The organism is Kitasatospora sp. NPDC127116 (genome assembly GCF_042677365.1).
In the GTDB taxonomy this organism is placed as follows: Bacteria; Actinomycetota; Actinomycetes; order Streptomycetales; family Streptomycetaceae; genus Kitasatospora; species Kitasatospora lactacystinica.
This window is the reverse complement of sequence record NZ_JBHXTL010000012.1, coordinates 63,033-77,387: the sequence shown is the minus strand read 5'-3', so window position 1 is coordinate 77,387 and position 14,355 is coordinate 63,033. Positions and strand designations below refer to the sequence as shown.

The window sequence follows — 14,355 nt, the reverse complement described above, 5'->3', positions numbered from 1 at the left end:
GGAGCGAACACACCGTCAGCGGGGCCCGGACCTGCCGGGCGGGCGTCAGGCCGTGGCGCGGTGGTCCGGGTCGTGCACCTCGCCGACCAGCTCCTCCAGCACGTCCTCCAGCATGACCACGCCGAGCGTGCGCCCGTCCTGGTCCAGCACGGCGGCCAGGTGGCAGGTGGCCCGGCGCATCGCGCCGAGGGCGTCGTCCAGCGGGAGGCTGCCGCGCAGCACCGTGATCGGCCGCCACAGGCGGGCCGGGACGGGCGCAGAGGTGTCCTCCACGTCGAGGACGTCCTTGAGGTGGATGTAGCCGAGGTAGCCGTGGCCGGCCGGGTCGCCGTCGGTGACCGGGAAGCGCGAGAAGCCGGTGCGCAGCGCCAGCTCCTCGACCTCGGCGGCGGTCGCCTTGGTGTCCACGGTGACCAGCTGCTCGGGCTTGAGCAGCACCTCGGTGACCGGGCGGTGGCCCAGCTCCAGCGCGTCCTCCAGGCGCTCCTGGCGGCCCTCGTCGAGCAGCCCGGCGTCCCGGGAGTCCGCCAGCAGGTACATCAGCTGCTCGGTCGTGAAGACCGACTCGACCTCGTCCTTGGCGTCCACCCGGAACAGCTTGAGGATGCCGTTGGCGAGGGCGTTCAGCACCCGGATCACCGGGGCGAGCCAGCGGGCCAGCCGGTCCAGCGGCGGGCCGAGCCAGAGCGCGGCCCGCTCCGGGCCGGCCATGGCCATGTTCTTCGGCACCATCTCGCCCATCACCATGTGCAGGAAGACCACGACGGCGAGCGAGATCCCGTACGAGAGCGGGTGCATCAGCGTGGACGGGACGCCGATCGCGTGGAACGGGCCCTCCAGCAGGGAGGCGATGGTCGGCTCGGCGAGGGCGCCGAGGCCCAGCGAGCAGACCGTGATGCCGAGCTGGGCGGCGGCCAGCATCGCGGAGACGTTGGACAGCGCGTGCAGCACGGTGCGGGCGCGCTTGTGCCCGGCCTCGGCGAGCGGTTCGATCTGGCTGCGGCGCACCGACACCACGGCGAACTCGGCGCCGACGAAGAAGGCGTTGCCGAGCAGGAGCAGCAGCGCGACGGCCAGTTGCAGGGCGGTCATCGGCCCTCCTCCCGGTCCTCGTCGAACTGCGCGGGCGCGGTGGTGCGCTCCACCCGGACCTCGGTGGTGCGGTGGCGGTCGACACCGGTGACGGTGAACCGCCAGCCGGGCAGCTCGGCCTGCTCGCCCACCTCGGGGAGCTTGCCGAGCAGGTCGGAGACCAGACCGGCCAGGGTCTCGTACGGGCCGTCCGGGGCGTTCAGGCCGATCCGCTCCAGCTGGTCGGTCCGGGCGCGGCCGTCGGCCTCCCAGACCGGCAGGCCGTTGACCGGCGGCAGCGGGAGCAGCTCGGGGTGGTCGTCCGGGTCGTGCTCGTCCTGCACCTCGCCGACGATCTCCTCGACGATGTCCTCGACGGTGACGACGCCGGCGGTGCCGCCGTACTCGTCGACCACGATGGCCATCGGCTGGAGGCGGCGCAGCTGGTCGAGCAGCCGCTCGGCGGGCAGCGTCTCGGGCACCAGCAGCGGCGGCGAGGCCAGCTCGCCGACCCGCACCAGGCCGCGCCGGGCGGCCGGGACGGCCAGGGCGTCCTTGAGCGTGACGGTGCCGGTGACCTCGTCCAGGCTGTCGGTGTAGACCGGGAAGCGGGACAGGCCGGTGGCCCGGGTCAGGTTGATGACGTCGGAGGCGGTGGCGTCGCGCTGGAGCGCGGCCACGTCGACGCGCGGGGTCATCACGGACTCCGCGGTCAGCTCGCGCAGGCCCAGGGTCCGGACGAACAGGGTCGCCGACTCCTCGTCTATGGCGCCGGCCCTGGCCGAGTGGCGGGCCAGCGAGACCAGCTCGTCCGGGGTGCGGGCGTGCGCCAGCTCCTCCTGCGGCTCGATGCCGAAGGCCCGGACGGTCCGGTCGGCGGCGCCGTTCAGGAAGCTGATCAGCGGGCGGCAGGCGAAGGAGAAGGCCATGTGCGGGGCGGCGACCGCGCGGGCCACCTGGAGCGGGCGGGAGATCGCCCAGTTCTTCGGCACCAGCTCGCCGATCACCATCTGGACGACGGTGGCCAGCACCATGCCGACGATCACGGAGACGCCGCGGGCGGCCGAGTCGGGCACGCCGATGGCGGACATCACGGGTGCGAGCAGGGTGGACAGCGCCGGCTCGGCGAGCATGCCGACCACCAGCGAGGTGACGGTGATGCCGAGCTGGGCACCGGAGAGTTCGAAGGAGAGGTGCCGCAGGGCCCCGGCGACGCGGCGGGACTTGGCGTCGCCCGCCTCGGCGGACCGGTCGACCTCCCCGCGCTCCACGGTCACGAAGGCGAACTCGGCGGCGACGAAGAGGCCGTTGGCGAGGATCAGGAGAACGGCCGCGAGCAACAGCAGCCAAGCGGTGATCACAGTGCCGCCTGCCTTCCGGGATCGGGAAGCGAGGCGGCGCAGGTACTACCGGACGGATCGTCCATCGAGGGGGAGTGTCACTCCTCTGGTCGGGTTCGGGCACTCGATTTCGGGCAGGGCGAAGTTTGCCCTGCTTTTACCAGCGTAGACCATACCCGGATGGGGGTAAGGAGCCTGTTCGGCCCGCCGGGAACGGAGAACCCCCGGTGGGGGCGGGTCCGGCTTCAGACCCGGGCGTGCTGCTCGACCAGGTCGCGCAGCGCGCGGGCGTCCGCGATCGCCCGGTCCTTGCCGACGCCGGACTGGATGCCGACCGCGGCGAGCGAGGTGCCGTCGGCGAGGTCGAGGGTGGCCCACGGGTCGCCCTGGCGGAAGTTGACCCGGACGATCTCGGCCCAGGCGAGCCGGCGGCGGCGGACGAAGTTGACCACCGTCACGCCCTCCGCGTCGGCGCTCACCCGGGGGCGGGCCAGCATCAGGCCGACGCCGGCGAACAGGACGCCGCTGGCCATCATCATGATCCGGTCGTTGAGCTGCCAGTTCTCCGGGAGCAGCACGGCCATCGCGGAGAACAGCGCCACCAGCAGCACGCAGACCGGCAGCAGCACGGCGCGGGTGCGGCGCGGCGCCCAGGTGACGGGGAACTGGACGGGCGGCGTGGACACGTGGGGTCTCCGGGGTGGTTCTGGTTGCGGCAGCACGAGGGGCGGGGACGCGGTCGGCGTCCCCGCCCCATTGAACCGTTCTTTACCCGCGGGCCGGCGGGCAGGTCACCCGGACGCGCGGTTCGGGGGCGGCGGGCCCCCGGGTCAGAGGCGGCAGGCGTGGATGTTGGTGACCAGGATGGCCCGGGCGCCGATGCCCCACAGGTCGTCCATGATCTGCTGGGCCTCCTTGCGGAGCACCATCGAACGGACCGCGACCCAGCCCTCGGTGTGCAGCGGGGAGACGGTCGGCGACTCCAGGCCCGGGGTGAGCGCGACGGCGGAGCCGACGTTCTCGGCGCGGATGTCGTAGTCCATCAGCACGTAGCGGCGGGCCACCAGCACGCCCTGGAGGCGGCGCAGGAACTGCTCCACCCGCGTGTCCTCGCCCGCGCCCTTGGGCCGGATCACCACGGCGTCGGAGACCAGGATCGGCTCGCCGAACACCTCCAGGCCGGCGTTGCGCAGGCTGGTGCCGGTCTCCACCACGTCGGCGATCACGTCGGCGACGCCCAGCTGCACCGCGGTCTCGACCGCGCCGTCCAGCTTGGTGACCGTCGCCTTCACGCCGTGGTCGGCGAGGTGCTGCTCGACCAGGCCGGTGTAGGAGGTGGCGATCCGCAGGCCCTCCAGGCCCTTGACGTCCTCGACGTCCACGCCCTCGGGGCGGGCGAAGCGGAAGGTCGACCCGGAGAAGCCGAGGGCGAGCACCTCCTCCGCGTTGGAGTGCGAGTCCAGCAGCAGGTCACGCCCGGTGATGCCGACGTCGAGGCGGCCGGAGCCGACGTAGACGGCGATGTCCCGCGGGCGGAGGAAGAAGAACTCCACCTCGTTGTTCGGGTCGACGAGGACGAGCTCCTTGGGGTCCTTCCGCTGGCGGTAGCCGGCCTCATGGAGCATCTCCGCCGCGGGACCCGAGAGAGAACCCTTGTTGGGGACGGCGATGCGCAGCATGGGAGGTTGCTTCCTTACCTGTTGGGAGGATGGGTGTGCTCTGGGGAGCGGGGTGTCTAGAGGTACTTGTAGACGTCGTCGAGCGTCAGTCCGCGGGCGATCATCATCACCTGAACGTGGTAGAGGAGCTGCGAGACCTCCTCCGCCGTCTGCTCGTCCGACTGGAACTCGGCGGCCATCCAGACCTCGGCGGCCTCCTCGACGACCTTCTTGCCGATCGCATGGACGCCCTGCTGGACGAGCTGCGCGGTACGGGAGGACGAGGGGTCGCCGGTGGCGGCCTTCTGCTGGAGCTCGGCGAAGAGCTCCTCGAATGTCTTCGAAGCCATGATGGGGCCACCTTACGGCGTGCGGGCGGACGGACGGTAAACGGTCCCGGAGCGTGGACAGTCCAGTGGACGTCCGTGCTCCGGGACCGGGCGGTTCGTCGTCAGAGCGCCGCGCGCAGGACCGCGGCGGTGGCGACGGCGGCGGTGACGGCCTCGTGGCCCTTGTCCTCGGCGGAGCCGGGCAGGCCCGCGCGGTCGATCGCCTGCTCCTCGTTGTCGCAGGTCAGCACGCCGAAGCCGACCGGGACGCCGGTGTCGACGCTGACCTGGGTGAGACCGACGGTGGCCGCCTGGCAGACGTAGTCGAAGTGCGGGGTGCCACCGCGGATCACCACGCCGAGGGCCACCACGGCGTCGTAGCCGCGCTCGGCGAGGCGCTTGGCGGCGACCGGCAGCTCGAAGGTGCCGGGCACCCGCAGCACGGTCGGCTCGGTGACGCCCAGCTCCTTGAGCGCGCGGTGGGCGCCGTCCAGCAGGCCGTTCATCACCGTGTCGTGCCACTGGGCGGCGACGACGGCGACCTTGAGGTCGGCGGCGCCGTCGATGGTCAGCTCGGGGGCTCCGTGGCCGCTCATGTCTCTTCGTCCGTTCTGTCTGTCGTGCGGGTGCGGGTGGCTGTCGTGCGGGTAACTGTCGTGCGGGTGGCTGTCGTGCGGGTGCGGGTGGTCAGGGCCCGGGGCCGGGGTCAGGAATCGAGGCCGGGCAGCTCGTGGCCCATCCGGTCGCGCTTGGTGCGCAGGTAGCGCAGGTTGTGCTCGCCGGGCGCGATCTCGACCGCTTCGCGCCCCTTGACCTTGAGCCCGTGCTCGGTGAGCGCGGTCAGCTTCTGCGGGTTGTTGGTGAGCAGGGTGAGCGAGCGGACGCCGAGGTCCACCAGCATCTGCGCCGCGATGCTGTAGTCCCGGGCGTCGGCGGGCAGGCCGAGGTCCAGGTTGGCGTCGACGGTGTCCCGCCCCCGCTCCTGCAGCTCGTACGCGCGCAGCTTGTGGGCCAGGCCGATCCCCCGCCCCTCGTGGCCGCGCAGGTACAGCACCACGCCGCGCCCGGCCGCGGCGACCCGCTGCAGCGAGGCCTGCAGCTGCGGTCCGCAGTCGCAGCGCAGCGAGCCGAAGACGTCACCGGTCAGGCACTCGGAGTGGACCCGCACCAGGACGTCCTCGTCGTCCGGCAGCCGGCCCTGCGCGTCCAGACCGCCGGCCACCAGCGCGAGGTGCTCGACGCCGTCGATGGTGCCCCGGTAGCCGACGGCGGTGAACTCCCCGTACGCGGTGGGCAGGGCGGTGACGGCGGCCCGGTCGACGTGCAGCTCGGTACGGCGGCGGTAGGCGATCAGGTCCTCGATGGAGATGATCGCCAGGCCGTGCTCGCGGGCGAAGGCGACCAGCTCGGGCAGCCGGGCCATGCTGCCGTCGTCGTTGACCACCTCGGCGATCGCGCCGGCCGGCGGCAGCCCGGCCAGCCGGGCCAGGTCGACGGCGGCCTCGGTGTGCCCGGGGCGGACCAGCACGCCGCCCTCGACGGCGCGCAGCGGGAAGACGTGCCCGGGGCGGGTGAGGTCGCCGGGCTGGGTGCCGGAGGAGGAGAGCAGCCGTACGGTGCGGGCGCGGTCGGCGGCGGAGATGCCGGTGTCGACCCCCTCGCGGGCGTCCACCGAGACGGTGTACGCGGTGCCCTTGCGGTCCTCGTTGACCTGGGTCATCGGCGGGAGCTTGAGGCGGTCCAGCTCCTCGCCGGTCATCGGGGCGCAGATCACGCCGGAGCTGTAGCGGACGGTGAAGGCCATCAGCTCGGGGGTCGCGGCGGACGCGGCGAAGACGATGTCGCCCTCGTTCTCGCGGTCCTCGTCGTCGACCACGATCACGGCGCGGCCGAGGGCGATGTCGGCGATCGCCCGCTCGACCGGGTCGAGGACGAGTTCGGGCTCGGACCCGGTGGCGCCGTTGCTGGACTGGTTCTCGGTCATCTCGGTCATACCGTGGCTCCCTGCGGGACGGTGGCGGACTTGGCGCGCGGCTCACGGGTGCTCAGCCACCAGGAACGCAGGCCGAGCAGCACCAGGACGAAGTAGACGGAGTAGGTGAGGCCGGAGAAGGTGTAGCCGCTGTTGAAGGCGAACGGCACGCCGACCGCGTCGACCGCGATCCAGGCGAACCAGAACTCCACCCAGCCGCGGGCCTGGGCGACCATCGCGGCCAGCGTGCCGACGAAGATGTAGGCGTCCGACCAGGGGCTCCAGGACAGGCTGGGGAAGGACGTGAAGAGCAGGGCGAGCGCGACGGTGCCGGCCGCGGTGCCCGCCGCCAGCACGAGCCGCTCGGGCCAACTCGCGAACCGTACGGCGATCGTGCCGCCGTCGCGGCGGCCCCGACGCCACTGCGCCCAGCCCCAGGCGGCGGTGGCGATCACGATCAGCTGCTTGCCGATCAGGCCGGGGACGTGGCCGCCGAAGTAGGCCGCGATCAGCACGGCGCCGGACAGCAGCTGGACCGGCCAGCTCCAGACCGAGCGGCGCCAGCCGAGCGCGAGCCCGCCGAGGCCGAGGATGTTGCCGAACATGTCGGCCCACTTGACGTGTTCGCCGAGGACGGTGAACGCCTCGCCGCTGAGCCAGCTCACTTGGACTCCCCCGGGGTTCCGTCGACCGGCCGGCCGGACGGGTTGGACAGGTCGGACAGGTCGGACAGGTTCGGCAGGTTCGGGAGGGTGCGGGACTCCAGGAGCCGCTCGACGTACTTCGCCAGCACGTCCACCTCCAGGTTGACGCTCTCCCCGACGCCCTTGGCGCCGAGCGTGGTGAGCGCGAGGGTGGCCGGGATGAGGCTGACGGTGAAGCTGTCCTGCGCGGCCTCCACCACGGTGAGGCTGACGCCGTCGACCGTGATCGAGCCCTTCTCCACCAGGTAGCGGGAGATGGTCCCGGGCAGCGAGAACCGCAGCACCTCCCAGCGCAGGTCGCCCGCCGCGTCGCGCTCGCCGGGCTCGCGGCTCAACAGCCGCCCGGTGGCGTCGACATGGCCCTGGACGAGGTGACCGCCAAGCCGGTCGCCGAGCGCCATGGCGCGCTCCAGGTTGACCCGGGAGCCGGGCGCCAGTTCGCCGAGGCTGGAGCGGTGCAGCGTCTCGGCCATCACGTCGGCGCTGAACTCACCGGTTCCGGCGGCCAGTTCCGCCGGGCCGTCGACGACGGTCAGGCACACGCCGTTGACCGCGATGGAGTCGCCGTGCCGGGCACCCGTACAGACCACCGGGCCGCGCAGGCGGATCCGCGAGGAGTCGCCGATCTCCTGGATCGACACGACCTCGCCGAGCTCTTCGATGATGCCGGTGAACACCCGGGTTCTCCTCGCGCTTGGGGCGCGGACTCCGGGGCGGCATGGGAGATGACACGGACGGGCACCGGCGTACGGACCCGGGACACCACCCGTCGCCGGGGATGCCGAGACCGCCGGGAGATCGCTCGCCCGGCACGGGAGACACCGCTCCCGTCGTTCACCTGACCGGGGCCCGGAGGACGGTTCTCCGCCACTGGACCCACGGGTACTGCTCTTCGTCCGCCCGCGCACGCCTCCCATCCGGACTTTAACCGTCGGTCCAGGAATTTCACCTGGTCAACCGGCCGCTGGCTGCGGACGGGTCGCGGACTGTAACCGCCGGTTCGGATTTTCACCGACCCCGGAGTGCGCTGAACGTCACTGCTTGATGCCGTCATTGTGCCACGGTCGGCGCAACGGCAGGGAGGCCCCGTGCCTGTGGTCTGTTTCACGGGCGTGCCGGGAATGCGCGGCGGGGTGCCGTCCGCGGCTCGCGCGAGCCGGTCCGCGGGCGCGGGCCCGGCGGTCTGGTGGCGCAGGCGGACGGCGGGGGCGAGGCTGGTAGTCGGGGCCCTGCCGATGACACGTCGAAGCTACGGAGGCGAGGGCGATGGCGAAGTTCATGGACGTCCACCACGGGATGACCGGCATCACGGAGGCGCAGCTCAAACAGGCCCACATGGCCGACCTGGCGATCCAGGGCGAGGAGGGCGTCCACTTCCAGCAGGCCTGGGCGGACCCGGAATCGGGCACGGTGTACTGCCTCTCCGACGCACCCTCCAAGGAGGCCGTGCAGCGGGTCCACGACCGCTCCGGGCACCCGGCGGACGAGATCCATTCGGTGCCGCTGTCGGTGTGAGAGCCCGGCTCAGAGCGTGGCCGGTGCGGCAATCTGCAAGAAGTGGGTGACCTCCGGCGGGTGGGCGAGGTAGCTCAGCTCACCCTCCGACCAGACCGGCCGGATCCGCCACATCGGCCCCGCGTACCCGCGCAGGGCCTCCTCGTCGCGCCAGCGGCTCAGCACCAGCACCCGGTGCCGGTCCTCGGACACCGAGCGCAGCAGCTCGCCGCCGAGGCAGCCCTCGGTCCGACCGAGCTGCGGGATCACCTGGGCGGCCAGGTGCGCGCAGAACTCATCGAGTCGATCGGCGAGGACCTGCCCGGCCCAGATTCTGACGATCACGACCACCACCTCCGGCTGCCCGGCGGGCCTTGTCCCAGTGCTCCCTGGCCCCCATTATGAGCGTGGAACCGCTGGTGGGGAGGGGCGAGGGCGGAATTTCACGGAGGGCCGCGGGAGTGCGGGGGCGGGGTGCGCCGAGCGGCCTCGGCTACATTCCCGGTATGACGACCACACCGGAATCTGCCGTTTCGTCAACCTCCGCGCCGGACCGGCCGGGCGGCCTGTTCGACGCCCTCCACGCGGGCGCGCTCAGCGATCCCGCCCAGCTGCGGGAGATCTACGAGCAGCCCGGCGACCAGGCCCGCCGCAAGCAGGTCGACCGCCTGCACGAGGTCGCCCAGCGCCTGATCGCCTGCTCCCCGCTGGTGTTCGTGGCCAGCACCGACGCCGCCGGACGCTGCGACGTCTCCCCGCGCGGCGGGCCGGCCGGGCTGGTCTCGGTGCTCGACCCGTACACCCTGGCCATTCCGGACGCCACCGGCAACAAGCGCTTGGACACCCTGCACAACATCCTGGAGACCGGCCGGGTCGGGCTGCTCTTCGTCGTCCCGGGCCGGGACGCCACGCTGCGGGTCAACGGGCGGGCCTGCGTCTCGACCGACCCGGAGCTGCTCCGGCAGCTGACCGCCGTCGGCAAGCCGCCGCGCAGCGCGATCGTGGTCGCCGTCGAGGAGGTGTACGGGCACTGCCCGAAGGCCTTCCTGCGCTCCTCCGCGTGGAAGCCGGAGAACTGGCTCGCCAAGGACGCGCAGCCGAGTTCGGCGGAGGTCACGCTCTCGCACCTGCGGGACGAGTCGCTGACCGTGGAGATGATCGAGCAGTACGAGCGGGAGGCGCTGCTGTACCGGTACGAGTGATACGAGTGAGGTGCCGGGGCCGCACGGACTCGCTCGGTACGGACCCCGCTCGGTACGGACCCCGCTCCGCAGCGGGACGCCCGGCGACCGGCCCCGGGGCGGACCGGTCGCCGGGCGGCGCGCGCTCAGGCCGCCCTGGGCAGGTCCTCCACGGCCGCGCCGTCGGCGGCCCGCCGGACCGCCTCGACGCCCTTGTGGGCGGCGTCCTTGCTGGCGTAGCCCTGGCCGGTGGCGACGATCTCGCCGTTGCCCGCCTTGAGCCGGAACCGGTACTTGCCGCCGGCGTCCTGATAGACCTCGAACTTGCCCGGCATCCGGGCCACCTCCTCGCGGGGCCTCCTCGCGGAACGCTCGATGCGCCCGCCGTCCTGCCCCGGCGCCACCGTGCGCCCGGCGCCGGGGCGGCCGCACCCGGGCGGGAGCCGGACGGGTGAAGCCGGATCCACGGGGGCCGGCGGGAGTGCCGGGGCGGCCGCCGGTGGTTTGAATGGACGGATGGACTGCGTCTTCTGTGCGGTGGTGGCGGGCGAGGAGCCGGCGCACCGGGTGCTGGACGACGAGACCGCGGTGGCCTTCCTGGACCGCCGGCCGCTGTTCCCCGGGCACGTGCTGGTCGTGCCGCGCGCCCACCACCCGACCCTGGCCGACCTGCCGGCCGCGGAGGTGGGACCGTTCTTCCTGCGGGTGCAGCGGGTGGCGTCGGCCGTTGAACGCGGGCTGGGCGCGGCGGGCAGCTTCGTCGCGGCGAACAACCGGATCAGCCAGTCGGTGCCGCACCTGCACGTCCACGTGGTGCCGCGCAATCCGAAGGACGGGCTGCGCGGGTTCTTCTGGCCGCGGCGGCGGTATCCGGACGAGGCGGGGGCGGCGGAGGTCGCGGGCCGGCTGCGGGAGGCGCTGGAGGACTGAGCGGCGCGGCGGGTCGAGGACGTCGCCGGCGTGCGGGCCACTGCCGGGCGTGCGCCTGCGGGAACACCGGCGGGGATACGTCCGCGGGAGCACCGGCGGGGGTCGATATCGTTTTCCGGGCGGACGATCCGGCCGGTGAGGGTGTCTAGGCTCGCGACCATGAACGAACTCGCCTGCCTCGTGCAGCAGACGGCCGACCGGCTCGCGGGCCGCCACGTCGGCGCGGTGGTCGCCGGGCTGGCCGGTGGTGACGTGGAGATCCGCGGCGCCGGGCGGACCGGTCCGGGTGGTGGGGTGCCCGGGCCGCGCACCCTGTTCGAGATAGGTTCCGTCACCAAGGTGTTCACCTCGCTCGTGCTCGCGCGGCTGGCCCTCGACGGTGCGGTCCGGCTGGACGACCCGCTCGCCGAGGTGCTCACCGGGCCCTCGGGCGGTCGTGCCGTCGTCCCGGCTAAGGGCCTGGACCCGATCACCCTGCGGCACCTCGCCACCCACACCTCGGGGCTCCCCCGACTGCCCCGGGGCATGGCGCTGCAGTCGCTGCTGTCCCCCAACGTGCCCGATCCGTACGCCGGTTGCACCGCCGAGCGGGTGCTCGACGGGCTCGCGCGGACACGACTGCGGTCCGCGCCCGGGCGTGGATTCCGCTACTCCAACCTCGGTGCGGGCCTGCTCGGCCTGGCCCTCGCGCAGCGCTCCGGCCTCGGGTACGAGGAGTTGGTGGCGCGCGAGGTCGGTGCGCCGCTGGGCCTGGCGGACACCGGTCTGCGGCCGGACGGGGAACGGTCCGCACGCCTGGCGCACGGTCACACGCCGGGCGGCCGGCCGGTGCCGCCCTGGACCTTCGCGGCCGTGCCCGGCATGGGCGGGCTCCGCTCGACCGCCGCCGACCTGGCGGTGTTCCTGCGGGCCCAACTGGCCGCCGCGCGCGAGCCGGACGCGCCGCTGTCGCCGGCGATCGCCCTCACCCGGGACACCCGCCACCGGGTCAACCCGTTCGCCTGGACGCACCTGGGCTGGCTCGGGCACCGGCTGCGCGCCCAGCAGGGCGGGCACCTCCAGATCTGGCACAACGGGGGCACGGGCGGCTTCCGCTCCTTCGTCGCCTTCGACCCGGAGAAGCAGGTGGGCGTGGTGGTGCTGGTCAACACCCGCCGGTCGGCCGATCCGGCGGGCACGGCGCTGCTGCGCGGGCTGCAGAACGGGTTCGCGACGGCGGGGTGAGGGCGGGCCCGCCCCGTTCGCACCCCCGCTGGTGGGCGGCCCCGGCCGGGGCGCGATGATGGCGGGGCCGATTCGGGCCAAAAGGTGCCGATCGGCACTGTCGCCAGCGGCGACGAGCGGTTGATGCTGGGATCCGGCGGTCGCGGTTCCGACGGGGGATTCCGCCGAGTGAGAGGGGGTCGCCATGGCGGTGACGTGGTCGCCGACGCGCGTGCGGTCGGCCGGCGCTTCCGGTTCGGCCGGTGCGACCGGCGCTTCCCGCACCACCGGGACGAGCGGTGGTGCCGGTCGGCTCGGCCCGGTGGTGCGGGTGCACCGGAGGTGCCGGCCGCTGTCCTGGCCGGCGCGGGTGTGGTTGCACTCCTGCGGGGTGGTCGTCTCCGTGGCGGTCTGCGTGGCACTCGGCGGGTGGTGGCCCTCGCCCGTGCTGGCCGCCGCCGCGGTGGTGGCGGTGAGCGGGTACGAGCGGCTGCGCCCCGCGCCCGGGCTGCGCTCCGTCCGGGTCCACGAGGGCGGGCTGGTGCTGGTCCCGGCCGAGGGCGGGGAGACGTCGCTGCCCTGGGGCGCCGTGGAGGCCACCGAGTACTCCCCCGGCGGGCCGCGCGGGGTGCCCGAGCACGGGCGAATATGGCCGGCGGGCGCGGACGAGCCGCTGGAGCTGGCGCACCTGCGCGGCCTGGGCGCGTTGTTCCGGGAGCTGGAGGAGCGCCTCTCCCCCGGGTTCCGGGCCGCGCTGCACGAGACGCTGCGCACCGAGGGGAGCGTGCGCTTCGTCCGGGGGCGGCTGACGGTGACGGCCGGCGGGCTGGTGCACCGGCCGCCGCACCCGCTCGCCGCGACGGAGGCCCACCGGTGGGCGGAGGTGCGCTCGGCCCGGGCGTCCGGTCTCGGCGAGTTGGAGATCCGGACCCACTCGGCCGGTCTCCCGCTGGCCCTCGCGGTGCCCAACGCCCGTGCGGCCGCGGACTTCCTGGAGGACCTCCGGGCGGCCGCCGCCGGTTGACCCCGGTCGGTTTACCGCCGCCGGGAGGGCACTCGCCCGCCCTTCCGGCGCCCACCCCTAAGGGGCGCCGGCAGCCCTCCCCGGAAGGGATCAGTACGCCGCTGAGTGGACGTCAGTTCCCTTGCCCACGACCTACCGTCGCTGGCATGAGCCGACTCCGTACGACCGCCGCCGCGGCGGCCCTGCTGCTCGCACTTCCGCTGTCCGTCGCCGCCGCCGCGCCGGCCCTGGCCGCGCCGCCCGTCAACTCCGGCACCACAGCCGCCGACACCGCCGCCGCCCGGATCGAACTCCCCCGCCCGACCGGGCCCTACGCGGTCGGGCAGGAGGTCCTGCACCTGGTGGACCGGAACCGTCCGGACCCGTGGGTGCCCGCCTCCGGTCCGCGTCAGCTGATGGTCTCGATGTACTACCCCGCGCACGCCGGGACGGGCACCCCCGCCCCGTACATGACGCCCGCGGCCGCCCGGGCGCTGCTGGACGGAAAGGTGGCGGGCAACACCATCCCGACCGAGGCGGTGTCCGGAACCCGGACGTGGTCGGAGTCCGGGGCGCGCCCGCAGGGCGGCCACTACCCGCTGGTGGTCCTGTCGCCCGGCTTCACCATGCCGCGCGCCACGCTCAGCGGCCTCGCCGAGGACCTGACCAGCCACGGCTACGTCGTCGCGGTGATCGACCACACCTACGAGAACACCGGGACCACCTTCCCCGACGGGCGGACGCTCCCCTGCACGGCCTGCGGCATCGTCGTCGGTGACGCGGCCGCGGCACGCCTTGAGGCGGGCCGGGCGAAGGACGTCTCCTTCGTCATCGACCGGCTGACCGACCGCCCGCACCCGGCCTGGCGCTACGCCCGGCTGATCGACCGCGACCGGATCGGCATGGCCGGGCACTCCGCCGGTGGCGCCTCCACCGTCCCCGCCCTGCTCACCGACGACCGGATCCGGGCCGGGGTCAACCTGGACGGCACCATGCACTACCTGGTGCCCGAGTCCGGCCTCGGCGGCAAGCCGTTCATGATGATCGGCCACCCGCTGGCCGACGGCGCCGAGGACCCGTCCTGGGTCACGAGCTGGGCCCGGCTGGACGGCTGGAAGCGCCTGCTGACCGTCGACGGCTCCGACCACGGCAGCTTCACCGACCTCCCGGTCTTCTTCGAGGGACTCGGCCTCCCCAAGGGCCCGTACACCACCCTCGGGAGCGGGCGCGCCCTCGCGCTCACCCGGCAGTACGTCGGGGCCTTCTTCGACCTCCAGCTGAAGGGCGTCCCGCAGCCGCTGCTCGACGGGCCGAGCGCCGCCAACCCTGAGGTGCGCTTCACCTCCTGAGGGCTGTCCCCGGTCGTTGGCTCCCGGGTGACAGCGGCCCGGGCGGGGCCGTCGGCACGACGCCGGCGGCCCCGTCGGCGTGCGGGCCCCGTCGGCGTGCGGGCCCCGTCGGCGTGCGGGC

The 14,355-nt window shown here is 73.7% G+C and carries 17 protein-coding genes and 1 riboswitch; of the genes, 6 read left to right on the top strand and 11 right to left on the bottom strand.

From position 1 onward, the window contains the following. Positions 1 to 45: 45 nt before the first annotated feature. The 9 genes from ACFVHV_RS07935 to ACFVHV_RS07895 form a co-directional block, all read right to left on the bottom strand. The gene (locus ACFVHV_RS07935) at positions 46 to 1,092 is read right to left on the bottom strand and encodes a hemolysin family protein (protein ID WP_359898672.1); all 1,047 of its coding nucleotides are present in this window, start codon (positions 1,090 to 1,092) and stop codon (positions 46 to 48) included. Then, positions 1,089 to 2,432, bottom strand: a complete 1,344-nt coding sequence (locus ACFVHV_RS07930; protein WP_359898673.1) for a hemolysin family protein — start codon at positions 2,430 to 2,432, stop codon at positions 1,089 to 1,091. Before ACFVHV_RS07930 ends, ACFVHV_RS07935 begins: the two co-directional genes overlap by 4 nt. 224 nt (positions 2,433 to 2,656) lie before the next feature. After that, positions 2,657 to 3,097: a PH domain-containing protein gene (locus ACFVHV_RS07925; protein WP_359898675.1), complete on the bottom strand. Its 441-nt coding sequence runs from the start codon at positions 3,095 to 3,097 to the stop codon at positions 2,657 to 2,659. Between the two features lie 144 nt (positions 3,098 to 3,241). Continuing rightward, positions 3,242 to 4,090, bottom strand: a complete 849-nt coding sequence (gene hisG / locus ACFVHV_RS07920; RefSeq protein ID WP_359898677.1) for an ATP phosphoribosyltransferase — start codon at positions 4,088 to 4,090, stop codon at positions 3,242 to 3,244. A 56-nt stretch (positions 4,091 to 4,146) separates the two neighbouring features. Further along, complete coding sequence (locus ACFVHV_RS07915) at positions 4,147 to 4,419, bottom strand: phosphoribosyl-ATP diphosphatase (RefSeq protein WP_280685086.1); 273 nt, start codon at positions 4,417 to 4,419, stop codon at positions 4,147 to 4,149. Between the two features lie 101 nt (positions 4,420 to 4,520). Continuing rightward, on the bottom strand, positions 4,521 to 4,994 hold the full coding sequence (gene ribH, locus ACFVHV_RS07910) for a 6,7-dimethyl-8-ribityllumazine synthase (RefSeq protein ID WP_359898679.1): 474 nt from the start codon (positions 4,992 to 4,994) through the stop codon (positions 4,521 to 4,523). A 110-nt stretch (positions 4,995 to 5,104) separates the two neighbouring features. After that, on the bottom strand, positions 5,105 to 6,382 hold the full coding sequence (locus ACFVHV_RS07905) for a bifunctional 3,4-dihydroxy-2-butanone-4-phosphate synthase/GTP cyclohydrolase II (RefSeq protein ID WP_359898856.1): 1,278 nt from the start codon (positions 6,380 to 6,382) through the stop codon (positions 5,105 to 5,107). A gap of 5 nt (positions 6,383 to 6,387) precedes the next feature. Next, positions 6,388 to 6,975 carry a nicotinamide mononucleotide transporter family protein gene (locus ACFVHV_RS07900; protein ID WP_359898858.1) on the bottom strand — a complete coding sequence of 196 codons (588 nt, stop codon included), beginning with the start codon at positions 6,973 to 6,975 and terminating at the stop codon, positions 6,388 to 6,390. 56 nt (positions 6,976 to 7,031) lie between these two features. Next, positions 7,032 to 7,751, bottom strand: a complete 720-nt coding sequence (locus ACFVHV_RS07895; protein ID WP_380349670.1) for a riboflavin synthase — start codon at positions 7,749 to 7,751, stop codon at positions 7,032 to 7,034. 224 nt (positions 7,752 to 7,975) lie between these two features. After that, positions 7,976 to 8,103, bottom strand: a riboswitch (FMN riboswitch). 237 nt (positions 8,104 to 8,340) lie between these two features. Between ACFVHV_RS07895 and ACFVHV_RS07890 the strand changes: the two genes are divergently transcribed. Next, entirely contained in the window at positions 8,341 to 8,589 is a 249-nt protein-coding gene (locus tag ACFVHV_RS07890; RefSeq protein WP_359898682.1) for an SCO4226 family nickel-binding protein, read from the top strand. A gap of 9 nt (positions 8,590 to 8,598) precedes the next feature. On the opposite strand, the gene ACFVHV_RS07885 is transcribed toward ACFVHV_RS07890, so the two are convergent. After that, positions 8,599 to 8,913, bottom strand: a complete 315-nt coding sequence (locus ACFVHV_RS07885; RefSeq protein ID WP_359898684.1) for an antibiotic biosynthesis monooxygenase family protein — start codon at positions 8,911 to 8,913, stop codon at positions 8,599 to 8,601. Positions 8,914 to 9,074: 161 nt separating this feature from the next. On the opposite strand from ACFVHV_RS07885, the gene ACFVHV_RS07880 reads away from it, so the two are divergent. Further along, positions 9,075 to 9,770, top strand: a complete 696-nt coding sequence (locus tag ACFVHV_RS07880) for an MSMEG_1061 family FMN-dependent PPOX-type flavoprotein (protein WP_359898686.1) — start codon at positions 9,075 to 9,077, stop codon at positions 9,768 to 9,770. A 125-nt stretch (positions 9,771 to 9,895) separates the two neighbouring features. On the opposite strand, the gene ACFVHV_RS07875 is transcribed toward ACFVHV_RS07880, so the two are convergent. After that, a complete protein-coding gene (locus ACFVHV_RS07875) occupies positions 9,896 to 10,084 on the bottom strand; it encodes a DUF1508 domain-containing protein (RefSeq protein WP_359898688.1) in 189 nt (62 codons plus the stop codon). 181 nt (positions 10,085 to 10,265) lie between these two features. Between ACFVHV_RS07875 and ACFVHV_RS07870 the strand changes: the two genes are divergently transcribed. The 4 genes from ACFVHV_RS07870 to ACFVHV_RS07855 all read left to right on the top strand — a co-directional run bounded on the left by ACFVHV_RS07870 (position 10,266) and on the right by ACFVHV_RS07855 (position 14,234). Further along, positions 10,266 to 10,679, top strand: coding sequence for an HIT family protein (locus tag ACFVHV_RS07870; RefSeq protein ID WP_359898690.1), 414 nt, complete (start codon positions 10,266 to 10,268; stop codon positions 10,677 to 10,679). 159 nt (positions 10,680 to 10,838) lie between these two features. Beyond that, positions 10,839 to 11,903: a serine hydrolase domain-containing protein gene (locus tag ACFVHV_RS07865; RefSeq protein ID WP_380349665.1), complete on the top strand. Its 1,065-nt coding sequence runs from the start codon at positions 10,839 to 10,841 to the stop codon at positions 11,901 to 11,903. A gap of 370 nt (positions 11,904 to 12,273) precedes the next feature. Beyond that, positions 12,274 to 12,906: a hypothetical protein gene (locus ACFVHV_RS07860; RefSeq protein WP_380349662.1), complete on the top strand. Its 633-nt coding sequence runs from the start codon at positions 12,274 to 12,276 to the stop codon at positions 12,904 to 12,906. A 146-nt stretch (positions 12,907 to 13,052) separates the two neighbouring features. Beyond that, positions 13,053 to 14,234, top strand: a complete 1,182-nt coding sequence (locus tag ACFVHV_RS07855) for an alpha/beta hydrolase family protein (RefSeq protein WP_380349659.1) — start codon at positions 13,053 to 13,055, stop codon at positions 14,232 to 14,234. Positions 14,235 to 14,355 lie beyond the last annotated feature (121 nt).